This window comes from Pseudomonas sp. G166, assembly GCF_037027455.2.
GTDB lineage: Bacteria > Pseudomonadota > Gammaproteobacteria > Pseudomonadales > Pseudomonadaceae > Aquipseudomonas.
The window spans coordinates 1,859,733-1,883,223 of sequence record NZ_CP146985.1; the positions used below are offsets into that span (position 1 = coordinate 1,859,733).

Annotated in this window: 22 protein-coding genes; 17 read left to right on the forward strand and 5 right to left on the reverse strand. The window is 59.8% G+C overall.

Features of this window, described 5'->3' with window-relative positions; translation table 11 throughout:
• Positions 1-8: 8 nt before the first annotated feature.
• The 7 genes from SGN16_RS08375 (at position 9) to SGN16_RS08405 (ending at position 7,638) form a co-directional block, all read left to right on the forward strand.
• Positions 9-1,352 carry a UDP-glucose/GDP-mannose dehydrogenase family protein gene (locus SGN16_RS08375; protein ID WP_335945641.1) on the forward strand — a complete coding sequence of 448 codons (1,344 nt, stop codon included), beginning with the start codon at positions 9-11 and terminating at the stop codon, positions 1,350-1,352.
• On the forward strand, positions 1,339-2,316 hold the full coding sequence (locus SGN16_RS08380; RefSeq protein ID WP_335945642.1) for an NAD-dependent epimerase/dehydratase family protein: 978 nt from the start codon (positions 1,339-1,341) through the stop codon (positions 2,314-2,316). Before SGN16_RS08375 ends, SGN16_RS08380 begins: the two co-directional genes overlap by 14 nt.
• 54 nt (positions 2,317-2,370) lie before the next feature.
• Positions 2,371-3,384, forward strand: coding sequence for a glycosyltransferase family 4 protein (locus SGN16_RS08385; RefSeq protein ID WP_335945643.1), 1,014 nt, complete (start codon positions 2,371-2,373; stop codon positions 3,382-3,384).
• Positions 3,385-3,497: 113 nt separating this feature from the next.
• Positions 3,498-5,492 carry a nucleoside-diphosphate sugar epimerase/dehydratase gene (locus SGN16_RS08390; RefSeq protein WP_335945677.1) on the forward strand — a complete coding sequence of 665 codons (1,995 nt, stop codon included), beginning with the start codon at positions 3,498-3,500 and terminating at the stop codon, positions 5,490-5,492.
• 114 nt (positions 5,493-5,606) lie between these two features.
• Positions 5,607-5,942 (forward strand): helix-hairpin-helix domain-containing protein, encoded by a 336-nt coding sequence (locus SGN16_RS08395; RefSeq protein ID WP_210643509.1) that lies wholly within the window; start codon positions 5,607-5,609, stop codon positions 5,940-5,942.
• Positions 5,943-6,117: 175 nt separating this feature from the next.
• Complete coding sequence (locus SGN16_RS08400; RefSeq protein ID WP_335945644.1) at positions 6,118-6,771, forward strand: GntR family transcriptional regulator; 654 nt, start codon at positions 6,118-6,120, stop codon at positions 6,769-6,771.
• A gap of 15 nt (positions 6,772-6,786) precedes the next feature.
• The gene (locus SGN16_RS08405) at positions 6,787-7,638 is read left to right on the forward strand and encodes a DUF1989 domain-containing protein (protein ID WP_335945645.1); all 852 of its coding nucleotides are present in this window, start codon (positions 6,787-6,789) and stop codon (positions 7,636-7,638) included.
• A gap of 82 nt (positions 7,639-7,720) precedes the next feature.
• On the opposite strand, the gene SGN16_RS08410 is transcribed toward SGN16_RS08405, so the two are convergent.
• Complete coding sequence (locus SGN16_RS08410) at positions 7,721-7,888, reverse strand: DUF2897 family protein (protein WP_003183831.1); 168 nt, start codon at positions 7,886-7,888, stop codon at positions 7,721-7,723.
• Positions 7,889-8,007: 119 nt separating this feature from the next.
• On the reverse strand, positions 8,008-9,372 hold the full coding sequence (gene eat / locus SGN16_RS08415) for an ethanolamine permease (protein WP_210643512.1): 1,365 nt from the start codon (positions 9,370-9,372) through the stop codon (positions 8,008-8,010).
• 406 nt (positions 9,373-9,778) lie between these two features.
• Here eat and kdpF point away from each other — a divergent pair, with 406 nt between their 5' ends.
• The 6 genes from kdpF to SGN16_RS08445 all read left to right on the forward strand — a co-directional run bounded on the left by kdpF (position 9,779) and on the right by SGN16_RS08445 (position 17,951).
• Positions 9,779-9,868, forward strand: coding sequence for a K(+)-transporting ATPase subunit F (gene kdpF / locus SGN16_RS08420; protein ID WP_210643513.1), 90 nt, complete (start codon positions 9,779-9,781; stop codon positions 9,866-9,868).
• Positions 9,869-9,876: 8 nt separating this feature from the next.
• Positions 9,877-11,571, forward strand: coding sequence for a potassium-transporting ATPase subunit KdpA (gene kdpA / locus SGN16_RS08425; RefSeq protein WP_335945333.1), 1,695 nt, complete (start codon positions 9,877-9,879; stop codon positions 11,569-11,571).
• An 11-nt stretch (positions 11,572-11,582) separates the two neighbouring features.
• On the forward strand, positions 11,583-13,637 hold the full coding sequence (gene kdpB / locus SGN16_RS08430) for a potassium-transporting ATPase subunit KdpB (protein ID WP_335945334.1): 2,055 nt from the start codon (positions 11,583-11,585) through the stop codon (positions 13,635-13,637).
• A 223-nt stretch (positions 13,638-13,860) separates the two neighbouring features.
• On the forward strand, positions 13,861-14,406 hold the full coding sequence (gene kdpC / locus SGN16_RS08435) for a potassium-transporting ATPase subunit KdpC (protein WP_335945335.1): 546 nt from the start codon (positions 13,861-13,863) through the stop codon (positions 14,404-14,406).
• Positions 14,407-14,552: 146 nt separating this feature from the next.
• On the forward strand, positions 14,553-17,204 hold the full coding sequence (locus tag SGN16_RS08440) for a sensor histidine kinase KdpD (RefSeq protein ID WP_335945336.1): 2,652 nt from the start codon (positions 14,553-14,555) through the stop codon (positions 17,202-17,204).
• 48 nt (positions 17,205-17,252) lie between these two features.
• On the forward strand, positions 17,253-17,951 hold the full coding sequence (locus SGN16_RS08445) for a response regulator (protein WP_335945337.1): 699 nt from the start codon (positions 17,253-17,255) through the stop codon (positions 17,949-17,951).
• Positions 17,952-17,996: 45 nt separating this feature from the next.
• On the opposite strand, the gene SGN16_RS08450 is transcribed toward SGN16_RS08445, so the two are convergent.
• Positions 17,997-19,034 carry a patatin-like phospholipase family protein gene (locus SGN16_RS08450; protein ID WP_335945338.1) on the reverse strand — a complete coding sequence of 346 codons (1,038 nt, stop codon included), beginning with the start codon at positions 19,032-19,034 and terminating at the stop codon, positions 17,997-17,999.
• Positions 19,035-19,242: 208 nt separating this feature from the next.
• Here SGN16_RS08450 and SGN16_RS08455 point away from each other — a divergent pair, with 208 nt between their 5' ends.
• The 3 genes from SGN16_RS08455 (at position 19,243) to SGN16_RS08465 (ending at position 21,415) form a co-directional block, all read left to right on the forward strand.
• Positions 19,243-19,533, forward strand: coding sequence for a hypothetical protein (locus tag SGN16_RS08455; RefSeq protein ID WP_210643519.1), 291 nt, complete (start codon positions 19,243-19,245; stop codon positions 19,531-19,533).
• A 93-nt stretch (positions 19,534-19,626) separates the two neighbouring features.
• Positions 19,627-20,388, forward strand: a complete 762-nt coding sequence (locus SGN16_RS08460; RefSeq protein WP_335945339.1) for a CHAD domain-containing protein — start codon at positions 19,627-19,629, stop codon at positions 20,386-20,388.
• A 229-nt stretch (positions 20,389-20,617) separates the two neighbouring features.
• Positions 20,618-21,415, forward strand: coding sequence for an acyl-CoA thioesterase domain-containing protein (locus SGN16_RS08465; protein ID WP_210643521.1), 798 nt, complete (start codon positions 20,618-20,620; stop codon positions 21,413-21,415).
• 14 nt (positions 21,416-21,429) lie between these two features.
• Here SGN16_RS08465 and SGN16_RS08470 read toward each other — a convergent pair whose 3' ends face one another.
• Positions 21,430-21,792, reverse strand: coding sequence for a terminase (locus tag SGN16_RS08470; protein WP_210643522.1), 363 nt, complete (start codon positions 21,790-21,792; stop codon positions 21,430-21,432).
• On the opposite strand from SGN16_RS08470, the gene SGN16_RS08475 reads away from it, so the two are divergent.
• Positions 21,791-21,976, forward strand: a complete 186-nt coding sequence (locus tag SGN16_RS08475) for a hypothetical protein (protein ID WP_335945340.1) — start codon at positions 21,791-21,793, stop codon at positions 21,974-21,976. The two genes, SGN16_RS08470 and SGN16_RS08475, sit on opposite strands and share 2 nt — an antisense overlap.
• On the opposite strand, the gene SGN16_RS08480 is transcribed toward SGN16_RS08475, so the two are convergent.
• Positions 21,973-23,454, reverse strand: a complete 1,482-nt coding sequence (locus SGN16_RS08480; protein WP_335945341.1) for a methyl-accepting chemotaxis protein — start codon at positions 23,452-23,454, stop codon at positions 21,973-21,975. The two genes, SGN16_RS08475 and SGN16_RS08480, sit on opposite strands and share 4 nt — an antisense overlap.
• Positions 23,455-23,491 lie beyond the last annotated feature (37 nt).

Genomic DNA, 23,491 nt, shown 5'->3' on the forward strand with positions numbered 1-23,491 from the left:
TGGTGCTGATGAAAATTACAGTATTCGGTAGTGGGTATGTTGGGCTCGTCACAGGCGCTTGCCTTGCTGATGTTGGGCATTCCGTGATGTGCATTGATATCAACAAAGAAAAAATTGATGCATTGAACAGGGGCGTTATCCCGATATACGAACCTGGTCTTGATGAGCTTATTCTAAATAATGTCCAGGCCGGACGATTGAAGTTCTCTACCGATGCGGCGGAGGGTGTTGGACACGGCTACCTTCAGTTTATTGCCGTGGGCACCCCTCCAGATGAGGATGGCAAGGCTGACTTGCAATATGTCTTGGCGGTTGCCAAAACTATTGGACTTTACATGGACAGCGAGAAGTTGATCATTGATAAATCGACTGTTCCTGTTGGGACCGCTGATCGGGTAAAGGCAGTTGTTCAACACGAACTCGACGTAAGGGGCAAGGTTGTCGCGTTCAATGTTTGCTCCAATCCAGAGTTTCTCAAAGAGGGGGCGGCTATTGACGATTTTACGAAAGGCCCTCGTATTATCGTGGGTACGGATTCGGAAAAAGTCGTTGAGGATATGCGTCATTGCTATGCGCCGTATAACCGTAATCATGACAAAATCATGTTCATGGATATCCGTTCGGCGGAGCTCACTAAATATGCAGCCAACTCCATGTTGGCTACCAAAATCAGCTTCATGAATGAGTTGGCCAATTTGGCCGAATGTCTTGATGCGGATATAGAGAGTGTTCGTCTTGGTATCGGTTCTGATCCGCGGATCGGTTACCACTTCATTTACCCTGGATGTGGTTATGGCGGCTCCTGTTTTCCCAAGGATGTTCAAGCCTTGGCTCGAACGGCTCAGGAGGCAGGATATCAGCCTGAACTGTTGCTGGCTGTCGAAGCGGTTAATAATCGTCAGAAAGATATATTGTTTAAAAAGCTGATGCAGGCGTTTGATGGGCAGCTGAAAGGGAAGTGTATTGCGTTGTGGGGATTGGCATTCAAGCCAAACACAGACGACATGCGAGATGCTCCCAGCCGAACGCTAATGGAAGCACTATGGGCCGCAGGTGCCTCTGTCAAGGCTCATGATCCAGAGGCGATGGAAGAATGCAAACGAATCTATGGCATTCGCGATGACCTTGCCCTGTGCACTTCGCGGGAGGAAGCTGTAGAAGCTGCCGACGCGTTAGTCATCTGTACCGAATGGAAGGCATATAGGGCACTCGAACCCGAATGGCTGAAAAGTACTTTGCGCTATCCAATCGTCGTGGATGGTCGAAATGTTTTCAACCCGGTTGAGATGGCGCAGGCAGGTCTTCTGTATTTTGCGATAGGGCGAGGGATCTCTGGCCGTGACCATCAATAATCAGGAGGGGGCGCGGAAGGTCCTGGTGACAGGCGCTAACGGGTTTATTGGCAGGGCTCTTTGCCATAGTCTTTTGCTGGCCGGTTACGAGGTGTGTGCCGTAGTCCGAAAACTGTCTGATCCGATTGATCGTGTCAATTACTTGGTGGCTGATCTCGAGCGTCCCGATGACCTGAGTATTGAAGGACTGGGAATCGACTGCATTGTTCATTTGGCGGGGCGCGCCCATATACTCGGTGAACAAAACATCGATGCCCTCGAGCGATATCGTGCTGCCAACCGTGACGCGACAGTGTGTCTGGCTCAGTTAGCGATTGCAGCGGATGTGAGGCGTTTTATATTTATCAGCTCAATAGGCGTCAACGGTTCGGAAACTACTGCTGAGGCTTTTGATGAACGGACGCCTCCGCTACCACATGCCGACTATGCGGTCTCGAAATATGAGGCGGAGTTGCAGCTCAATGCGATTCTGGGGAGTTCTTCTGTCGAGCTTGTTACTGTTCGTCCTCCGTTGGTTTATGACGCGCAAGCTCCGGGAAATTTTGCCAGGCTTTTGCGACTTGTTTCCACTGGACTACCGCTGCCTTTCGCAGCTGTAGATAATAAGAGAAGTATGGTTTCGCTCAGGAACCTGATAGGTTTTCTTAAATTATGCATCGAGCACCCAGATGCTGCGCAGGAGCTTTTTCTCATAGCTGATGGAATCGATCTATCGACGGCTGATTTAGTAAGACTTCTTGCTGAGGGAATGGGTAAGCGTCCACGTATGTTTTCTATCCCGAATAGTTTGGCTTTATTTGGAGCAAAACTGGTCGGTCGTCAAAATTTATACGTTCAACTTTACCGTTCGCTGCAGGTTGACTCAGGCAAAGCCAGACGCTTATTGGGGTGGCAGCCAGACGAGAATGCACGGGAAGCATTGGTCAATGTGGGGCGCAGTTGGAGTGAAAGGCGCTCCGGTTGAAATATTGGCAGGCTCTAGATGCAGTATAGGTAGGGTTCTACGTTGGACGTTGATATGAATGTTATGTTGTCGTTGTTGCTTGTCGGTTTTTCATGCGTGCTTACCTGGTTGCTGCGTCGTTACGCTTTGGCCCGTAGCATTATTGACATCCCCAACGCCCGTAGCTCACACACAATCCCAACCCCTCGGGGTGGCGGGGTGGCAATCGTCCTCAGTTTCCTGTTGGCCCTTCCTGCATTGGCTGTAGACGGTCTTCTGGCCTGGCCGATCATGTGGGCGATGCTGGGCGCTGGGGCGGGTATCGCTGTATTGGGATTCCTGGATGACCATGGCCACATTGCAGCGCGCTGGCGGTTGCTGGGACATTTCGCGGCATCAGTGTGGGCGCTGTATTGGTTGGGCGGTCTGCCAGCAATCACGCTATTCGGTTTCCGACTGGATTTAGCTTGGTTAGGGAATATTCTGGCTGTCCTCTACCTGGTGTGGATGCTCAACCTCTACAACTTCATGGATGGCATCGACGGCATTGCCAGCGTCGAAGCGATTTGCGCGTGCCTTGGAGCCTGCCTACTTTATTGGCTGGGCGGTTTTGAAAGCTTGATTGTCGCTCCACTGCTACTCGCAATGGCAGTGGCAGGTTTCCTGTATTGGAATTTTCCTCCCGCGCGCATCTTTATGGGAGACGCAGGCAGCGGGTTTCTTGGCATCATCCTGGGTCTGCTATCGTTGCAGGCAGCTTGGATTTCACCGGAGCTACTCTGGGTTTGGTTGATTTTGCTGGGTGCCTTTATTGTCGATGCAACCGTAACCTTGATACGGCGTCTGCTGCGTGGCGATAAGGTGTATGAGGCGCACCGCAGTCATGCCTATCAATTTGCTTCGCGTCAGTGTGGCCGGCATCTGCCAGTGACGCTAACTGTGGCAGCGATCAATCTGTTTTGGCTGTTGCCTCTGGCGGCCTGCGTCGTATTGTGGAGTTTGGATGGTGCCTTGGCGTTAACGATCGCTTACGTGCCATTGGTGCTGCTGGCCATCAAGTTTCATGCGGGCGAGCTTGAGAAGGTCTGATTTCAAGGTAAGGTTCGCGTTTTTCGTTTATCGATTGTCCAATGCTCGGCGATGGAACCGCGTGCATCAGGAATGGATTAGTTTAGGAGCTGGCCAAGGTGCGTGAAGGGTTTATGGATAAATTAAGAACAGCTTTGCTGGGGTTGCCAAGACGTCACAAGCGCGCAATTCAGGTGGCCACCGATGTCATCCTGGTCTGGATTGCCTTGTGGCTGGCATTTGTTGTTCGGCTGGGCGTCGAGGCATTGGCGAGTCCGATTGCTACACATCTTTGGCTTTTTGCTTCCGCTCCGCTGATTGCCATTCCGATTTTCATCCGCTTTGGCATGTATCGCGCCGTCATGCGTTATTTCGGTAACGACGCGCTGATCACTATTTGCAAGGCTGTCAGCCTTTCAGCGCTGCTGTTAGCCCTCGTGGTGTATTGGTACAGCAATCATAAAACCGTGGTTCCACGCTCGATCATCTTCAACTATTGGTGGCTCAGCCTGATCATGATCGGCGGTTTACGCCTGATGATGCGGCAATATTTCTTGGGCGATTGGTTCACCGCCGCTCAGCATGTGCCGTTTACCAGTCGTGACGATGGTCTGCCTAAAGTCGCCATTTATGGCGCCGGGGCTGCGGGTAATCAGCTCGTGGCCGCGTTACGCATGGGGCGGGTCATGCGACCGGTCGCGTTCATCGACGACGATACCAGCATCGCTGATCGTGTCATTGCCGGATTGCAGGTGTATCACCCCAAACACATTCAAAAAATGATCGATGCGACTGGCGCGCAGGAGATTTTGCTGGCAGTGCCGTCCTCGTCACGTGGCCGTCGTCGAGAGATATTGACGCTGCTTGAAGGGTTCCCGCTGCATGTGCGAAGCGTGCCGGGTTTTATGGATTTGGCCAGCGGTCGGGTCAAGGTCGATGACATTCAGGAAGTGGATATTGCCGACCTTCTTGGGCGCGATCCGGTGCCTGCGCAAGCAGATTTGTTAGAGCATTGCATTGCAGGGCAGTCAGTGCTGGTGACCGGTGCCGGTGGTTCGATCGGTTCGGAACTTTGTCGACAAATCCTGGCGCTGAAGCCGACAACGTTGCTGCTTTTCGAGCATAGCGAATTCAATCTCTATAGCATTTTGTCCGAACTTGAACCTCGCCTCGTTCGGGAGTCGTTGTCCGTGCGGTTGTTGCCTATCCTGGGGTCGGTCCGGGATCAGAGCAAGTTATTGGACGTCATGAAAACCTGGAATGTCGACACGGTCTATCATGCCGCCGCTTATAAACATGTCCCCATGGTTGAACACAATATCGCCGAAGGTGTCCTGAACAATGTGATTGGGACGTTGAACACGGCGCAGGCCGCGTTGCAGGCGGGTGTGTCGAACTTCGTCTTGATCTCCACAGACAAGGCCGTGCGCCCGACCAATGTAATGGGTAGCACCAAGCGGCTTGCGGAAATGACCTTGCAGGCCCTCAGTCGCGAGCTTGCGCCCGTGCTGTTTGGCGATAAAGCCAACGTATCCCGCGTCAATAAAACCCGTTTTACGATGGTCCGATTCGGCAATGTGCTGGGCTCGTCAGGGTCGGTTATTCCGCTGTTCCATAAACAGATCAAATCCGGTGGGCCCCTGACTGTCACGCATCCGAAAATTACGCGTTATTTCATGACCATCCCCGAAGCCGCTCAGTTGGTGATTCAGGCGGGTTCCATGGGTTTGGGTGGGGATGTGTTTGTGCTGGACATGGGCGAACCGGTGAGGATTGTCGAGCTGGCGGAAAAAATGATTCATTTGTCTGGTTTGAGTATCCGTTCGGAGAAAAACCCCCACGGAGACATCTCAATTAAGTTCACAGGCCTTCGTCCAGGCGAGAAGCTTTACGAGGAGTTGCTGATTGGCGACAACGTCGTTGCGACCCAACACCCGATGATCATGAGTGCCAACGAAGATCATCTGCCGTGGGATATGCTCAAGGCGAGCCTGTCTGAGCTGCTCGCTGCTATCGAGCGCGATGACTACGCCAGAGTCCGCCAACTGCTTAGGAACACGGTCAGTGGTTACGCCCCGGACGGTGAGATTGTCGACTGGATCTACCAGCAGCGCCGCCTTGAACCCTGATTGTTACACACGCTGTAACGTACACATTTTTGACAGCGAATCATCATCGCCTAAGTTTGAGAAGCAGCTTCGGAAAAGCTGCTTCTTTCTTAACGATGTCATGGAGCGTCACTTATGCGTACAGGCTATTTCTATTCTCTGGTTTTTGCCCTTCTGACTAGCGCCTCTATAGCGGTAATCGCCGCGCCTGTGGTCAAACCCGAGACGATGGCTGCACCGCAAACATTGGAAGTATCGGCAAAATCGCAAAGTGCCAAGGTTGATCTTAACGGGGCGGATGCCGCGACTCTGCAACGCGAGTTGACTGGGATAGGCAAGGCTAAGGCTGAGGCGATTGTTGCGTACCGTGAGAGTAATGGGGCCTTCTCGTCGGTGGAGGAGTTGCTGGAGGTCAAGGGTATTGGCAAGGCGCTTCTGGAGAGGAATCGCGACAAGCTGGAAGTGAACTGAGGTGAGGTAGCGAGAAAGGCCAGTCGGGATGACTGGCCTTTTTGCGTTCTGGTGATAGACGCCAAGGAAGATGATTGTGGCTGAGATCCAGCCTCAGGACGTCGGCATGGCGATATGGCACAAATTGTGATTACCCATTGCCAATCGATTGTTGAACAATCTCGAGCCCTTGAACATGAACAGCGAACTCTCCCTCGCCGACCACATCACCCTCGAACTACGCGCCGACATCATCGGGGGGCGTTTGCTGCCCGGCATGGCCCTGGTGGAAAACGACCTGGTGGAGGCCTATAACGCTTCACGCAACACCATTCGCGAGGCGCTGCATCGCTTGGGGCAGGAGGGGCTGACGCGCTATGTGCGTAACAAGGGGGTGATGGTCCGCAGATTGAACGCCGAGGATGTGCGGGACGTGTTCAAGGTCCGTCGCACCCTGGAGCTTCAAGCCATCATGGGCAGTCAACCACTGCGTGAGTACCAATCCGACCGAATGCTCGAAGCCCTTGAGGCCGCCGAGCTGGCCCGGGAGCGTGAAGATTGGCGTGCGGTCGGTACCCATGGCTTGGCGTTCCATCAACATGTCGTTGGGTTGATGGGCAGCCCGTTACTCAATGAGTTTTTCACCAACGTGGTCGCACAACTGCGCCTGGTGTTCTACGCCGCACCCGATGAACCACGTTTCCAGGCTCCGTGGCTGGTCCGGGATCGCGAGATCCATGACTGGCTGGCCGAAGGCGACAAGGATGCTGCCTATGAAGCGATGAGCCTTTACCTAGACGATTCCGAGCAACTGCTGTTGCAGTTCCTGGCCCCATCTATCCCCCACTGATCAAGGACCCGCGCCATGTACAAAGACTACCCAGCCGCCTACCAGGTCAGCAAAGGCTCAGCCCTGCAAGTGGACAAACCCTTCTACGACCGCATCCGTGCCGAGCAGGACAAGCGCACGTTGATTGAGCAGTTCGAAGTGCCGATCCGCACGGGGAGGGCGTGGCATGTGCCGGCTGGGCATGTGTTTCGTGTCACTACACCTGTAGGCCCGCAGGTGGGCGACTTCAACGTCTGGAACGCTCACGATCCGCGGGAGCGTCTGTGGGCGGCACGTACGCGTCAGCTTCAGGGCGCTCACGTCAGCACCTATGATCGGTTGTGGTCGAACCTGCCATTCCTCAGGCCATTGGTGACGATCACTGATGACAGCCTGGCCGGTTATGGCATCGACGAGCATGGCGGGCGGTTGCACGATTTGCTGGGGACCCGCTGTGACCCGTACGTGAACAAGATGCTGACCGGCGAGGACTTCCACCATCACTGCCACTCGAACCTGACCCGTGCGGTGTTGCCCCATGGCTTGACGGAGTTCGACGTGCACGACGTCTTGAATATTTTCCAGTGCACCGGGCTCAATCATGACGACATGTACTTCATGAAGGCCTGTCCGGCGCAGAAGGGCGATTATCTGGAATTTTTTGCCGAGATCGATCTGCTGTGTGCCTTGTCGACTTGCCCTGGCGGGGACTTGTCGCTGGCGATGTGGGGGCCGGATGCGCAGGATCCGCTCAGTGTCTGTCGTCCGCTGGGGGTGGAGATCTATCGGCTGGAGGATTCATTGCTGGAAGGCTGGAGCCAGCCGGAGCGGGCTGCGTACAAGGGGCTGCATGGGTTGCACATTGCCAAGGCGGATTGGGAGAAGTAACGCGGCGCACGCTGCCTATGTGCAGGCCTTTTGTGGCGAGGGGTTTATCCCCTCGCCACAAAAGTATTGGACAGGTCAGCAATCAACGATCCTTGGCCTCCTTCGCATCCATCTCGGCATTGCGTTCGGCAACACGCTTACGCTGTTCATCCGTCAGCTCGACCTTGTTGGCGGTGTCGCGCAGCATCATCAGACCGCCGACGATCGAGCCGATTGCAACAATCAGAATCAACCAGGCATACCAGGGCATAGGGTTCTCCTTGAGGGGGCGATGGCGGACGAACATTTCGCCGGTCCATCGCACCTACCACTTATGAGCGAAGGTTGTTCGCAGTGGTTCAATACTACGCCCGTTATGCCTGGCTCACCTCATAGCCCGGTCAACATCGCATCGGCCGGCGCATCCGCACGCAGTTGTGCGGTGAGCAGGAAATACAGGAAACCCACCACCATGAAGCCGAGGAAGATCAGCCCGATCAAGGCGTTGAACCAAGCCATCGCCACCAGGCACACCACGGCCAATACCAGGGCGATGCCGGGTACAAGTGGATAGCCCGGCGCGCGGAAGGTGCGTTCCAGGTTGGGTTCGGTTTTACGCAGTTTGAACAGGCTGAGCATGCTCATGATGTACATGACGATGGCGCCGAACACGGCCATGGTGATCATCGCGGCCGTCAGGGTCATGCCGCCTAGGTTGATCAAGCCGTCGCTGTAGATCGCTGCGATGCCGATCAACCCGCCGGCGATGATGGCCCGGTGCGGGGTCTGGAAGCGCGAGAGTTTGGCGAGGGAGGCGGGCAGGTAGCCGGCGCGGGCCAGGGCGAAGAACTGCCGGGAATAGCCAAGAATGATGCCGTGGAAACTTGCCACCAGGCCAAACAGGCCGATCCACACCAGCATGTGCAACCAGCCGGAGCTTTCGCCGACTACGGTTTTCATGGCTTGGGGCAGCGGATCGTTGATGTTCGACAGAGTGCGCCAGTCGCCGACGCCACCGGCGAAGAACATCACGCCCATGGCCAGGACCACCAGGGTCAGGATGCCGCTGATGTAGGCCTTGGGAATCGTGCGTTTCGGGTCCTTGGCTTCTTCGGCCGCCATCGCAGCGCCTTCGATAGCCAGGAAGAACCAGATGGCGAAGGGAATTGCCGCGAACATCCCGGCAATCGCCGGTGCACCGAACGCATCGGAGCCGGCCCAGCCGTTCAGGGCGAAGTTGCTGAAGCTGAATGCCGGGGCTACGACGCCCATGAACACCAGCAGTTCGGCCACTGCCAATACGCAGACGATCAACTCGAACGTCGCCGCCAGTTTCACCCCGAGGATGTTCAGGCCCATGAATACGATATAGGCCCCGACCGCCGCGTGTTTCGGGTCCAGGGCCGGGAACTGTACGTTCAGGTAGGCGCCGATGGCCAGGGCAATGGCCGGTGGCGCGAAGACGAATTCAATTAATGTCGCCAGCCCGGCGATCAAGCCGCCTTTCTCGCCGAAGGCGCGACGGCTGTAGGCAAACGGCCCGCCGGCATGAGGAATGGCGGTGGTCAGTTCGGTGAAACTGAAGATGAAGCAGGTGTACATGGCCGCGACCATGAACGATGTCACCAGAAAGCCCAGCGTCCCGGCAACGCCCCAGCCGTAGCTCCAGCCGAAATACTCGCCGGAAATCACCAGGCCAACGGCAATGCCCCATAAATGCAGGGTGCCCAGGGTCGGTTTGAGTTGTGTATTCATGGGTGGCTCCCCTTCGATCCATAGCAAAAGCGCTGGAAGGGGGCATTGCAGTGGGCGTGCCAGGGTGGCGGGAGCCGTCGTAAAGGCTGAAATCGTGTCGTATCGGGGATGTTCGCTGCCGGATCGCTCGGTTTTGTGCTCCAGTTCAGGGCGTCAGTGGCTGGGCTGGCCTCATCGCGAGCAAGCTCGCTCCCACGGGGGATCTTCAGTGGCCATAGATTTTCTATTCACAACAGGTCAACTGTGGGAGCGAGCTTGCTCGCGATGAGGCCATCCCAGTTAGCCGAAAAAACCATTCTTTACACATTCTTTATCCCCCAAGCCCTCCTTCGGTCTCGTTCCTTTACACCCTCCCTGCCGACAATCACTCCACACACGGCACGACGCCGTATCACGGAGAAATCCCATGAGTGTTCTGGACGGGGTGTCGCTGCTGCTGGCAGCGGCGCTGTTCATCTATCTACTGGTTGCGCTGTTACGCGCGGATCGGAACTAGGAGCGGCTATGCACGGTTATGACTACGGGCTGATCCTCGCCTTTTTCGCATTGGTGCTGATTCCCGCGCCGTTTCTGGGGCGTTTTTACTTCCAGGTGATGGAAGGCCAGCGCACTTGGCTATCACCTGTTTTCGGCCCGGTGGAGCGCGGTTGTTATCGCCTGGCCGGTGTCGATCCCGCTGCTGAGCAGAGCTGGCAGAAATATACCCTGGCCTTGCTCGCGTTCAACCTGGCGGGTTTTGTGTTGCTATTCACGGTTCTCCTGCTGCAGGGCCATCTGCCCCTCAATACCGAGCAACTGCCGGGCATGGAATGGACCCAGGCCTTCAACACGGCCGTGAGTTTCATGACCAACACCAACTGGCAGTCCTACAGCGGCGAAGCCTCCCTGAGCTACCTGAGCCAGATGATCGGCCTGACGGTGCAGAACTTCGTCAGCGCGGCCACCGGCCTGGCCGTGCTGGTGGCGCTGTGTCGTGGGATCGGGCGCAAATCCACCGCAACGCTGGGTAACTTCTGGGTCGACATGACCCGCGCCACCCTCTACGGGTTGTTGCCGCTGTGCCTGCTGCTGGCGCTGTTCCTGGTGTGGCAGGGCGTGCCGCAAACCTTCGCGCACTATGTGCACGGGGTCACGATGCAGGGCGCAGACCAGGTTATCCCGCTGGGCCCGGCCGCCAGCCAGATCGCGATCAAGCAACTGGGCACCAACGGCGGCGGTTTCTTCGGCGTCAACTCGGCGCATCCGTTCGAGAACCCGACGGCCTGGAGCAATCTGTTTGAACTCGCGTCGATCATCCTGATTCCTGCCGCGTTGGTGTTCACCTTCGGCCATTACGTCAAGGACCTGCGCCAGAGCCGGGCGATCATCGCCTGCATGCTCGTGCTGTTTTTGCTCGGCGGCGCCACATCGCTGTGGGCCGAGTACCAACCCAATCCGGCCTTGAACAACGCTGCCGTGGAGCAGACCGCGCCGCTGGAAGGCAAGGAAGCGCGCTTTGGCACCACTGCCACAGTGCTGTGGTCGGTGACCACCACGGCGGCGTCCAATGGCTCGGTCAACGCCATGCACGACAGCCTCAACCCGCTCAGCGGGATGGTCTCGCTGGTGAACATGATGGTTGGCGAAGTGATTTTCGGCGGCGTCGGCGCCGGGCTCTACGGGATGTTGTTGAACGTGCTGATCGCGGTGTTCCTGGCCGGGTTGATGATCGGTCGCACGCCGGAATACCTGGGCAAGAAGCTGGGGGCCAGGGAAGTGCAGCTGCTGGTGGTGACCCTGCTGGTGATGCCGGTGAGTGTGCTGGTGCTGGGTGCCATCGCTGCGAGCCTGCCCGGGCCGGCCGCGGCGGTGAGTAACCCCGGTGCCCACGGTTTCAGCCAATTGCTCTACGCCTATACCTCGGCAGGGGCGAACAACGGTTCGGCCTTCGCCGGTTTCGGTGCCAACACGCCCTTCCATAACCTGATGCTGGGCCTGGGCATGTTGATCGGCCGTTTCGGCTACATCCTGCCGGTGCTGGCGTTGGCCGGCAGCCTGGCGCTGAAGAAAACCGCGCCGATTGGCCAGAACAGCTTCCCCACCCATGGGCCGCTGTTCGTGACCTTGTTGACCGTGACCATCCTGCTGGTGGGTGGCTTGACCTTCCTGCCGACCCTGGCCCTGGGGCCGATTGCCGAACACCTGAGCCTGGGCTTCTGAGGGATATGAAGATGAATATGCCGATGAGCAAAACCGTCGTCGCCAAGGCGCCGGAGCAACCGAAAACCGCGATCTCCGCCCTGTGGCGGCCAGCCCTGGTACAAGCTTTCGTCAAGCTCGACCCGCGCCAATTGCACCGCGCCCCGGTGATGCTGGTGGTGGAGTTGACCGCGATCCTCACCACGGTGTTGTGCTTCATTCCTGACAACGCCGTGCCGACCTTCGTTGCCGCGCAAATCGCCCTGTGGCTGTGGTTCACCGTGCTGTTCGCCAACTTCGCCGAAGCCTTGGCCGAGGGGCGCGGCAAGGCCCGGGCTGACAGTCTCAAGGCCGGCAGTGAAGGCCTGAGCGCACGCCGCCAGACGGCCAGCGGTTTTGAAATGATCCCCGCCACCCGTTTGCGCAAAGGCGATGTGGTGCGCGTCGAAGCCGGGGAGATGATTCCCGGCGATGGCGAAGTGATCGAAGGCATCGCTGCGGTCAACGAAGCGGCGATCACCGGCGAATCGGCACCGGTCATCCGCGAGTCCGGCGGGGATCGCTCGGCCGTCACCGGCAATACGCGGTTGGTTTCCGACTGGTTGCTGGTGCGCATCACCAGCAACCCCGGCGAGTCCACCCTGGATCGCATGATTGCCCTGGTCGAAGGCGCCAAGCGCCAGAAAACCCCGAATGAAGTGGCGCTGGATATCCTGCTGATCGGCCTGACACTGATCTTTCTGCTGGTGGTGGTGACGCTGCAACCGTTCGCCCATTTCGCCAACGGTAATCTGCCGCTGGTGTTCCTGGTGGCGCTGTTGGTGACGTTGATCCCTACCACCATCGGCGGGCTGTTGTCGGCCATCGGCATCGCCGGGATGGATCGGCTGGTGCGCTTGAACGTGATCGCCAAGTCCGGCCGCGCGGTGGAGGCGGCGGGGGACGTGCATGTGTTGATGCTGGACAAGACCGGCACCATCACCTTCGGCAATCGTCGCTGTGCAGCGGTCTATACCGCTCCAGGGGTTAGCACCAAAGAGCTGGCCGAAGGCGCACTGTTCGCTTCATTGGCCGATGACACGGCTGAGGGCAAGTCCATCGTCGAGTACCTGCGAGGCTTGCATGCGCAACCCGAACCAAGCCTAGAGGCGTTGACCGTCGTGCCGTTCAGCGCGGAAACCCGGCTGTCTGGTGTCGATTATCAAGGGCGCGTCTACCGCAAGGGCGCCGTGGATTCGCTGCTGAGCTTTATCGGTCTGGCGAAAAGCGAGTTGCCGCCGGCGCTGGCCCGGGAAGTCGACAAGATTGCCCAAAGCGGTGGCACGCCATTGCTGGTGTGTGCCGACGGCAAGCTGTTGGGTGCCATTCATCTGAAGGACGTGGTCAAGCCCGGCATCCGCGAGCGTTTCGCCGAGCTGCGCAAGCTGGGGATCCGCACGGTGATGGTCACCGGCGACAACCCGCTGACCGCCGCCGCGATTGCCGCCGAGGCGGGTGTGGACGACGTGCTGGCCGAGGCCACGCCGGAGAAAAAACTGGCGCGCATCCGTCATGAGCAGAACGACGGTCGGCTGGTCGCGATGTGCGGCGACGGCGCCAACGACGCTCCGGCCCTGGCTCAGGCGGATGTCGGCATGGCGATGAACGACGGCACCCAGGCGGCGCGAGAGGCGGCCAACATGGTCGACCTCGACAGCGACCCGACCAAGTTGCTGGACGTGGTGCAGATCGGCAAGGAGTTGCTGGTGACCCGCGGGGCGTTGACGACGTTTTCCATCGCCAATGACATCGCCAAGTACTTCGCGATCCTACCGGCGCTGTTCGCCTCGATTTATCCACAGCTCGGGGTGTTGAACGTGATGCACCTGAGCAGCCCGCAGAGCGCGATCCTGTCGGCCATCGTCTTCAACGCTTTGATCATTGTGGTGCTGATTCCCCTGGCCCTGCGCGGCGTGCGGGTACAAGCGGCGAGCGCGGCGGCGCTGTTGCGGCGCAACCTGTTGATCTACGGCCTGGGCGGGATTGTGGTGCCGTTCGTGGGGATCAAGGCGATCGATATGTTGTTGACGGCGTTGGGGCTGGTTTAAGCCTGATGTGTGGTGAGCATATTTGTGGTGGCAGGCAGATTGTTGTGGCGAGGGAGCTTGCTCCCGCTGGGCTGCGAAGCAGCCCCAGAGCCAGCAATCCCAATGCATCGGACAAGGCAGCGTCCAGTCTTTTTGGGGCGGCTGCGCAGCCCAGCGGGAGCAAGCTCCCTCGCCACAATGTGTATGCCTGGAAATTAACTGTTTCTGATTCGAGGATTTTGAAATGTCCAGTCTGATTCGTCCGGCCTTGAGCCTATTACTGCTGATGACCCTGATCACCGGCGTCGCTTATCCACTGCTGGTCACCGGCGTGGCGCAAGTCGCCTTTCCCGCCCAGGCCAATGGCAGCCTGATCCTCGATGCCGCCGGCAAGGTCCGTGGCTCGACGTTGATCGCCCAGGATTTCACCGGCGATGCCTGGTTTCATCCACGGCCATCGGCCGGAGCCTTCGCCACGGTCGCCAGCGGCGCCAGCAATTACTCCCCGAGCAATCCGGCCCTGGCCACTCGGGTGATCGATGACGCCCACAAACTGCTGGTGCCCGGTCAGGGACCGGTGCCGCTGGCATTGCTGACCACCTCTGGCAGCGGCTTGGACCCGCACTTGCCACCGGCCGCGATTGCCTATCAACTGGCGCGTGTGGCCGCGGCGCGCAACCTGCCGGTTTCGACGGTGCAGCAACTGCTCGATGCCCACATCGAGCAGCCCCTGGTGGGGCCGCCGGTGGTGAATGTGCTGGCGTTGAACCTGGCCCTGGAAAAACTGTAAACCTGTGGAAGTAGAGCCTGTGGGAGCAAAGCTTGCTCGCGATCAGGACGACACGGCTCAACAGCAGAACCGCGTTATCGTTCATCGCGAGCAAGCTTTGCTCCCACAGGATGATTGAACATATTCGAAACAAGAGCCCCCCCAGCATGAGCGACTCCGGCCGCGCCGACGCACTGTTAGCCAATCTGCCTCGCAACGACCGTGGCCGGCTCAAGGTCTTCCTTGGTGCGGCGCCCGGTGTCGGCAAGACCTACGCCATGCTGCAAGCGGCCCACACTCAACTGCGCCAAGGCGTGAAAGTTGTCGCCGGTGTGGTGGAAACCCACGGTCGCGCCGAAACCGAAGCACTGCTGGGCGGCTTGGTGCAGCAGCCGTTGGTGCGCTCGGAATATCGCGGCGTGATGCTTGAGGAAATGGACCTCGACGGTTTGCTCGCGGCGCGGCCGGCCCTGGTGCTGGTGGACGAACTGGCCCACAGCAACGCCCCCGGCAGCCGCCATGCCAAACGCTGGCAAGACATCCAGGACCTGCTCGCCGCCGGCATCGATGTCTACACCACTGTCAACGTGCAGCATCTGGAAAGCCTCAACGATCAAGTGCGCGGCATCACCGGCGTGCAGGTTCGCGAGACGCTGCCGGATTGGGTCTTGCAGGAAGCCGATGAACTGCTGCTGATCGACCTGCCATCGCGCGAACTGCTCGAGCGCCTGCGTGACGGCAAAGTCTATGTGCCGGAACAGGCTCGCGCGGCGATCGATGCGTTTTTCACCCAGACCAACCTGACCGCGTTACGTGAACTGGCCATGCAGACCGCCGCCGCCCAGGTCGACAATGACCTGGCCCAGGGTTATCGGCAACTGGGCCAGGCCGCTCCGGCCGTGCGTGGACGATTGCTGGTGGGTGTGGACGGTGATGTTCAGGCCGAGCGCCTGGTGCGGCACGCCAGCCGCGTCGCCCAGCGTCGGCATCTGCCGTGGAGCCTGGTGCACGTGGACAACGGTGGTGTGCGGGACGAGGCATCGCGCCAGTACCTGCAAAATGCCCAGCAGCTGGCGGAACGCCTCGGTGGGGAAGTGGTGCTGTTGCGGGCTGGGGAAGTCGCCAAGACCTTGATCCAGCATGCCAGCGAACGGCGCGCCACGCTGGTGCTGGTGGGCCAGTCCCGACCGCGTTGGTGGCGGCGGCTGTTTGGCGGTGGCTTGGCTTCACGCTTGCTGCGCGATGCCCGGGGATTGGAAATCAACGTGCTGGATAGCGATGAACAGCCCCGGCCCGCCCGCGAGCGCTCAAGCACCGTCCAGACTGGGTTCGACTACATGCTGGCGCTGGCGGCGACCGTGGCGGCCAGCGCGTTGGCCTGGGGCATTTCCGGGGTGCTGGCATTGCCCAATATTTCCCTGGTGTTTCTGATGGCTGTGTTGCTGGTGGCGGTACGCAGCAGCCTCGGCCCGGCGCTGGCCTGCGCGGCGCTGTCGTTCCTGGCCTATGACTTTCTGTTCATCCCGCCGAATTTTTCCCTCACCATCCAGCGCGAAGAAGACGTGCTGACGCTGGTGTTCTTCCTGTTGATGGCGGCCCTGACCGGCAACCTCGCGGCCCGTCAGCGCCGGCAGTTGCAGGCGTTGCGCGACACCCAGCAGGAAACCGGTGAGTTGCTTGACCTGTCGCGCAAACTCACCGCCGCCACTGACCGTCAGGCGGTGGTCAGCGCCGCCGCGCAGCACCTCAATGGCCTGCACGACTTACAGCTTTGCCTGCTCAATCGCAACGGTCAGAGCGATTGGACCGTCGAGACCGGCGAGCCATTGACGTTCACCGAAGCCGAACGTGCGGCGGCCGATTGGGCCTGGCAGCACGACCAGCCGGCGGGCGCTGGCACCGGGACGTTGCCGTCCGGGCGTTGGTGGTGGTGGCCGTTGTCGGCGGAGGGTGGGCCGCTGGCGTTGCTGGGCGTGTGCCCGAAAGAGGGCAAGCCGCTGAGTGGCCAGCGTCGCCGTTTGTTGGCCGCCCTCAGTCAGCCCCTGGCTCAGGCGCTGGCTCGGGCGCAACTGGCCCAGGACTTGGAAGCGGCACGCCTGCACGGCGAGACCGAGCAACTGCGCAGTGCCTTGCTGGCCTCGGTGTCCCACGATTTGCGCACGCCGCTGACGTCCATGCGCGGCAGCATCGACAGCCTGCTGGCGCTGGGGGAAGCGATCCCACTGGCGGATCGTCGTGAACTGCTCGAGGGCACCCGCGATGAAGCCGAACGGCTGGATCGCTACATCCAGAACTTGCTCGACATGACCCGGCTTGGCCACGGCGCCCTGAAGCTGGCGCGGGACTGGGTAGCGCCGGCCGACATCGTCGGCAGCGCGCTGAACCGTCTGCGGGCGGTGTTGGCGCCCCTGGCGGTCGGCGTCGAGGTGCCTGCCGAGTTGCCCTTGTTGTATGTCCATGCGGCGTTGATCGAACAGGCGCTGGTCAATGTGCTGGAGAACGCCGCGCGATTCTCGCCGGCCCATGGGCGGCTACTGCTGAGTGCCGGCGCGACGGACAGCGAGGTGTTTTTTGCCGTCGCCGATGAAGGGCCCGGCATCCCGCAGGAAGAGCGGGAGAAAATCTTCGACATGTTCTACACCGCTGCACGCGGTGATCGAGGCGGGCAGGGCACCGGGCTGGGCTTGGCGATCTGTCAGGGCATGGTCGGTGCCCATGGTGGGCGAATCAGCGTCGACGACGGCCTCGACGGGCGCGGCACCTGCATCACTTTGCACCTGCCTTTGCAAAAGCAGCCGGGCATGGACGATGAAGCCTGAGCGGCGCTGAGTTACTCTCTCACCCATTGATTGCATTGAACGGATCCCATGAGCCAGACCGCGACCCTTTTGGTCATCGATGACGAACCGCAGATCCGCAAATTCCTGCGCATCAGCCTGGCCTCCCAAGGCTACAAGGTGCTGGAAGCCGGCAGCGGTACCGAAGGCTTGGCCCTGGCGGCGTTGAACAAGCCCGATCTGCTGGTGCTCGACCTGGGCCTGCCCGACATGGACGGCCAGCAGGTGTTGCGCGAGTTTCGCCAATGGTCTGTGGTGCCGGTGCTGGTGCTCTCGGTGCGGGCCAGCGAAGCGCAGAAAGTCGAGGCACTGGACAACGGCGCCAACGATTATGTGACCAAGCCGTTCGGTATCCAGGAATTCCTCGCTCGCATTCGAGCCCTGCTACGTCAGGCCCCGGCAGGCGAAGCGCAGGAAGCGGCGCTGACGTTCGGCCCGCTGACGGTGGACCTGGCGTACCGCCGAGTGCTGTTGGACGGTGCCGAAGTGGCCCTGACCCGCAAGGAGTACGCCGTGCTGGCGCAACTGGCGCGCCACCCGGGTCGGGTCATCACCCAGCAGCAATTGCTCAAGGACATCTGGGGCCCGACTCACACCGAGGACACCCATTACCTGAGGATCGTGGTCGGCCATCTGCGCCAGAAACTGGCCGACGACCCGACCCGGCCTCGGTTCATTGCGACCGAAGCGGGGGTGGGGTATCGGTTGTTGGGGGAGGGTGGTTTTTAACTACAAGGTTTCCGGCCTGGCGCTGATGTGGCGAGGGGATCACGCTTAATTTTGCTCCTTCTCATACCGATCCAAAGTATCCCGGGCAATCTCCCGCCCCAGCGCGATCAACTCCGGCGCCTTGTAGAACTCGAAAAAACGACACACCCGTTTCGGCACGTTGATCAACACGTCCGGCGGGTAACCGGCGATTTTGTATTGGGCCAGCGACGTCTGCATCACCTCGAAACTCTGGTTGATCAAATCCAGCAACGAGGCCGGGCCGACGTTATCGATGATGAACGAGCCAGTGGCGGATTTCGGCGCGCCATCGGTCTCTGGCGCGGCAGCCGGTTGCTGGCCTTCGGGCTCGGCCGATTCGATCCACGGGTTGATTTCGCCGGCCTCGGCCTTTAACGCTTCCTGCTCCAGCAGCAACAATTGCTCGGCCTGTTTGCGGCGAAACGGCAGGCGCGAGCCCAGGGAATTGACCAGGGTGTCGAAGCGCCGCCTGAACGCGGCAGGGCGCTGGATCACTGGCAGTCTGTACTGCTTCTGGTTGGTGGCGTTGAGGTTGACCGCGATGATCAGGTCACAATGGCTCGACACCACCGGCACGATCGGCAGGGGATTGAGCAGGCCACCATCGACCAGCATGCGATTGCCTTGCATCACCGGCGTGAACAGGCTGGGTATCGCCGCCGAGGCGCGCATCGCCTGGTGCAGGCAACCTTCCTGGAACCAGATTTCCTGCTGGTTGGTCAGGTCGGTGGCCACGGCGGTGTAGGGAATGCGCAGGTCTTCGATATTGAGTTCGCCGACAATCTTGCGGATCTGCCCGAAGACTTTCTCGCCGCGAATAGCCCCGAGGCGAAAGCTGACGTCCACCAACCGCAGGACATCCAGGTAGTCCAGGCTTTCGATCCAGTTGCGGTAATCCTCGAGCTTGCCCGCGGCATAGATCCCCCCCACGACGGCGCCCATGGAACAACCGGCGATGCAGGCAATGTCGTAGCCGCGCCGTTCGATTTCTTCGATCACCCCGATATGGGCATAGCCCCGGGCGCCGCCCGAGCCCAATACCAATGCGACACGTTTTGTCATGACCCGGCCTCTTGTCCAACAGACTTCAACAATGCACTCATCGACGGCTGCGCTCAATCGTTCTGGCGCAGGCGTCGTTTTTTGACACGCCGTGGCGGCATTTGCGTATGCTCGCCCACACTGGAATTTACGCGGTCAAGCAAGGCACTTTTCGCCGTTGCCACCGTCTTAACAGCACGACTGTTTGACCTGACTTGAGGTGTAATCGATGAAAGCCCAGATCCGCCTGCCCCTGGTGGCATCTTTGATGATTTTGGCCCTGGCCGGTTGCGCAGGCAAAACCGCTTACCGCGACAGTTGCGCCAGCCAGCTCGACAGCGCTTGGCATGAGTTGGACCTGGCCAAGGCCGAAGGTTTTGCCGGCACCGTCAGCTACTCCAAGGCCCTGTCGCTGCTGACCGGTGCCAAGACCCAACAGCAATTCGAGGCGTTCGAAGGCTGCTCGAAGAAGGCCGAGAAGGCGCGTTTCTACATCCGCGAATCCCGCGCAGGACGTTAAAAGCAGCGACAAGCTGTCAACTGCGAGCTACAAGAGAGGGACAATACCGCTCTCACTTGAAGCTTGCAGCTTGACGCTACGGAGTACGTCCCCATGATCGATCGGCTGGTGGCCCGGATACTGGGCCTGGAAGTCCGCCTGCTGGCCTGCCAGGCCCGCCTGAATGCCCATACCGACAGCGAAGCCTTGCATGATCTGCGGACTACCGTTCGCCGTTTGCGCAGCCTGCTTCGCCCGTTACGCGGATTGCCCGGCGTCGAACAGCTGGAAACAGCCGCTTCGGCGGTCGGCACCCTGACCACCCCCCTGCGCGACCGTGAAGTACTGGCGGCTTACCTTGAGCTGCACGGCAAGCGCGAGGCGGCGCTGCGGCGCCAAGTGCAAATGGTCGACGCTTATCCCGCCGTCGCCAGCAGCCCGGAGCTGGTGCAGTTGCTGATGATCCTCGACGCCTTCCCACGCTTTGTGCGTGCCGCCCAGCGTCAGGGGTTACTCAAAGGGCTACGCAAACGCATCGAAAAACGCCTCGACAAACAATGGAAGAAACTCGGCGAGGCCTTGCGCGATCCAGCCCATGACCGCCATCGATTGCGGCTACTGATCAAGCGTGTGCGTTATGCCATCGAAGCCTATCCCGAACTCGACCGTCTGCCCGAAGCGGCCATGCCCCGGCTCAAATCCGCCCAGGCCGCGCTGGGCGACTGGCACGATTGCTGGCAGTGGTTGGCCAGGGCCGAACAGGAGAGCGACCTGCAATCGTGTGTACCGACTTGGCGGGGGACGATGGAAGAGGCCGAGGCCAAATCCGATAAGGTGCTCGATAAACTGATTGCCAGTTGCTTCGAAAAATCCTGAACCCACCCCAACACCTGTGGGAGCGAGCTTGCTCGCGATGACGTTGGGTCAGCTTGCATCTATGTTGACTGACCGACCGCTATCGCGAGCAAGCTTGCTCCCACAGTGGCTTGGGGTGAATTCAAAGTTCGCGGCTCTTCTGTCAGTCTCTTTGGCCGGAATGAGCGCTGTGCCGCCCGCCCGGGCTGGTTAAGATGCCTTCATCTTTTTCCCTGTTGTCGAGGTCTTCATGCGTTTTTCCGATTTGATCGATGCCGTGCGTCGTCAGCCAGACGCCGTGACCATCGCGCCTGAATGGGGCCAGGGTCGCGCCACTTTTGGCGGCCTGGTTGCGGCGTTGCAGTACGAGGCGATGCGCGCGCAGGTGCCGGCGGATCGCCCGGTGCGTTCGCTGGCGATCACCTTTGTCGGTCCGGTCGAACCCGATGTGCCCGTCAGCTTCGAAGTCGAGGTAGTACGTGAGGGCAAGGCGGTCAGCCAAGTATTGGGCCGAGCCGTGCAGAAGGGCCAGGTAGTCACCGTGGTGCAGGGTAGTTTCGGTGCATCGCGGCCCTCCGTGGTGGCGGTGCAAGCCGACCCCGCGCCTGAATTCAAAAGCGTTGAGCAATGCCAGGAGTTGCCTTATATCAAGGGCGGTACTCCGGAATTCATGCGGCACCTGGCGATGTGCTGGAGCGTCGGCGGCCTGCCGTTCTCGGGCAATAAATCGCGGAGCATGGGGGGCTGGGTACGCTTGCGCGGGGACGTGAAAGAGGAGCCGTTGAACGAAGGCCACATCCTGGCACTGGTGGATGCCTGGCCGCCGGCCTTGTTACCGCACCTTACTCAAATGGCCCCGGGCAGTACGCTCACCTGGACCATTGAGTTCGTCCAGCCGCTGCTGGAACTCACGACACTGGACTGGTGCAAATACCTGGCTGAGATCGAACATGCCCAGGACGGCTACGGCCATGTCGCCGCGAAATTCTGGAGTGCCGATGGCCGCTTGATCGCCCTGAGCCGGCAGACGGTCACCATCTTCGCCTGAGGGCCTTGAGCTGTTCAGTGGCGGTGGCGATCCCGCCAGGCGCGCCACCAGCCACCGCTGAGAAAGAACCGGGGAAAGGTCAGGAACTGTTCCACCAGCAGGCGTGACATTGCATCTTTGCGATCGCTGAACGGTTCGGAGGCCTGGGTCTCCAGGCTGTGGCCGTGGCGCTGCAAGCCGAGGGCCGCGAGCACACCAATGATGCCGATGGCCACATCGGCCAGGCTCAGGCTGAACACCCCGGACACAATCAACAGAAACGCGACGATGAACAGCGGCACCGCAATCAGGTGCAACACCAGGTTGGTCGGGTGGCGATGGTTATCAGGATAGGCGCGCCATTGCCAGGCCGGGAGGTTGGGATGACGTTTGCCCATGATGCTGTTCCTTGAGTTCATCAAACTGAATGACCCAAGAATAGGCCTGGCCGGACCGGGCGGCGAATCGCGGTTGGCTATCGACGCGATAGGCGGCGATAGCGCTTTCATCTATGCGGCAAGAGACTGCTTGTGTGGCGAGCAAGCCTGCTCCCTCGCCACAGGCGCTGCCGCACTGTTCTAAAGCTTGAGCTGCCCGATCGCCTTGTTCAACTCACCCGCCAACGTTGCCAATTCATGGCTGGTGGTGGCCGAGTCCACCGTCTGGCGCACTGTGTTTTCGGTCACGTCGCGAATACTCACCACCGCTCGGTTCATTTCCTCGGCAACCTGGCTTTGCTGCTCGGCCGCGACAGCAATCTGGGTGTTGCTCTCGCGCATCTGCGCCACTGCATTAGTGATCTGCTCCAGTGCTTCGCCGGCCTCGCGGGCCTGCTGCACGCAATCGTCGGCCTTGTACGAACTCTCCTGCATGAAATCCACCGCGTCTTGGGTACCGGCCTGCAGGGCTGAGACCATGGTGGTGATTTCATCCGTGGAAGTTTGTACCCGCTTGGCCAGGTTGCGTACCTCGTCGGCCACTACGGCAAAGCCCCGTCCCATCTCACCGGCCCGCGCTGCTTCGATGGCCGCGTTGAGAGCCAGCAGGTTGGTCTGTTCGGCAATACTGTGGATCACGCTGACCACGCTGTTGATTTTCTGACTGTCTTCGGCCAGGCGTTGGATCATTTCGGCGGTCTGCTGTACGCCCGAAGACAGCCCAGTGATCGACTGTTGTACGCGGCTGACCACTTCACGACCGTTGCCGGCCAGGGTGTCGGCGGTTTTCGACAGGTCGCGGGTGGCGCCGGCATGCTGGGCGATGTGATACACGGTGGTGGACATTTCGTTGATCGCCGTGGCCGCCTGATCGGTTTCGCTTTGCTGGCCGAGCATGCCGTGGCGAACATCGTTCATGCTCGATGCCAGGCGCGCCGCACCGCTGTCCAGTTGTCGGGCAGTATTGGCAACCGTGTCCACCACACGTTGATAACCGGCCTGCATGGCGTTGAACGCGGCGGCCATCTGACCCACTTCGTCCTTGCAGGCCAGGGGCACGCGGGCGGACAGGTCACCGGTTTTTTCCACATGCAGCATCACGTCCTTCAGGGTGTTGAGCTGGCTGAGCAGAAAACGGATCAACAATTGCGAGGCCCCCAGCATCGCCAACATCAACACGAACACCGCCACGGCATATTGGCTGAAGCGCTCGCCGAACACTTGGCCCAGGCTCGCGCCATGGGCCAGGACCGCGAGCCGCTGGTCGTCGCCTCGACGGATCACTTCGGCACCCAGCAGCGGATCGTTGCCGAACAACGGTCCGGCGTTCAGTTCGACCCAGCCGTCGGCCTGCACCAGCGACGGCAATGCCTGGTCGTGGAAAACGGGGGCCTGATCGCGCTGGAATGTCAGGAGGTAGTCGGCCTTGGGCAAGGGTTGTCCGACAGGCCAGGCATTGAGCAAGTGTGCCTGTGCCTGGGCGTTCGCCTGGGCCGCGTGGTTGCGCGCTTGTTGCTCCAGGTGCACGGCGTAGAGCACCAGCAGCAAGGTGGTGACAAAGGCGACCGCATTGACCGCCCAGAATTTGTACTTCAGTGAGATGTTGCTAAGCCAGGCACCCATGGAAGGTCTTCTCTGATAGCGGAAACAGCATTGGCAA

Coding starts and splice junctions, on each gene's coding strand:
- SGN16_RS08440 (WP_335945336.1), top strand. CDS start 14,553: ATGAGCGACTCCGGCCGCGCCGACGCACTGTTAGCCAATCTGCCTCGC.
- kdpF (WP_210643513.1), top strand. CDS start 9,779: ATGAGTGTTCTGGACGGGGTGTCGCTGCTGCTGGCAGCGGCGCTGTTC.
- SGN16_RS08400 (WP_335945644.1), top strand. CDS start 6,118: ATGAACAGCGAACTCTCCCTCGCCGACCACATCACCCTCGAACTACGC.
- SGN16_RS08445 (WP_335945337.1), top strand. CDS start 17,253: ATGAGCCAGACCGCGACCCTTTTGGTCATCGATGACGAACCGCAGATC.
- SGN16_RS08390 (WP_335945677.1), top strand. CDS start 3,498: ATGGATAAATTAAGAACAGCTTTGCTGGGGTTGCCAAGACGTCACAAG.
- SGN16_RS08455 (WP_210643519.1), top strand. CDS start 19,243: ATGAAAGCCCAGATCCGCCTGCCCCTGGTGGCATCTTTGATGATTTTG.
- kdpA (WP_335945333.1), top strand. CDS start 9,877: ATGCACGGTTATGACTACGGGCTGATCCTCGCCTTTTTCGCATTGGTG.
- eat (WP_210643512.1), bottom strand. CDS start 9,372: ATGAATACACAACTCAAACCGACCCTGGGCACCCTGCATTTATGGGGC.
- kdpB (WP_335945334.1), top strand. CDS start 11,583: ATGAATATGCCGATGAGCAAAACCGTCGTCGCCAAGGCGCCGGAGCAA.
- kdpC (WP_335945335.1), top strand. CDS start 13,861: ATGTCCAGTCTGATTCGTCCGGCCTTGAGCCTATTACTGCTGATGACC.
- SGN16_RS08480 (WP_335945341.1), bottom strand. CDS start 23,454: ATGGGTGCCTGGCTTAGCAACATCTCACTGAAGTACAAATTCTGGGCG.
- SGN16_RS08395 (WP_210643509.1), top strand. CDS start 5,607: ATGCGTACAGGCTATTTCTATTCTCTGGTTTTTGCCCTTCTGACTAGC.
- SGN16_RS08460 (WP_335945339.1), top strand. CDS start 19,627: ATGATCGATCGGCTGGTGGCCCGGATACTGGGCCTGGAAGTCCGCCTG.
- SGN16_RS08375 (WP_335945641.1), top strand. CDS start 9: ATGAAAATTACAGTATTCGGTAGTGGGTATGTTGGGCTCGTCACAGGC.
- SGN16_RS08465 (WP_210643521.1), top strand. CDS start 20,618: ATGCGTTTTTCCGATTTGATCGATGCCGTGCGTCGTCAGCCAGACGCC.
- SGN16_RS08385 (WP_335945643.1), top strand. CDS start 2,371: ATGAATGTTATGTTGTCGTTGTTGCTTGTCGGTTTTTCATGCGTGCTT.
- SGN16_RS08410 (WP_003183831.1), bottom strand. CDS start 7,888: ATGCCCTGGTATGCCTGGTTGATTCTGATTGTTGCAATCGGCTCGATC.
- SGN16_RS08470 (WP_210643522.1), bottom strand. CDS start 21,792: ATGGGCAAACGTCATCCCAACCTCCCGGCCTGGCAATGGCGCGCCTAT.
- SGN16_RS08450 (WP_335945338.1), bottom strand. CDS start 19,034: ATGACAAAACGTGTCGCATTGGTATTGGGCTCGGGCGGCGCCCGGGGC.
- SGN16_RS08475 (WP_335945340.1), top strand. CDS start 21,791: ATGATGCTGTTCCTTGAGTTCATCAAACTGAATGACCCAAGAATAGGC.
- SGN16_RS08405 (WP_335945645.1), top strand. CDS start 6,787: ATGTACAAAGACTACCCAGCCGCCTACCAGGTCAGCAAAGGCTCAGCC.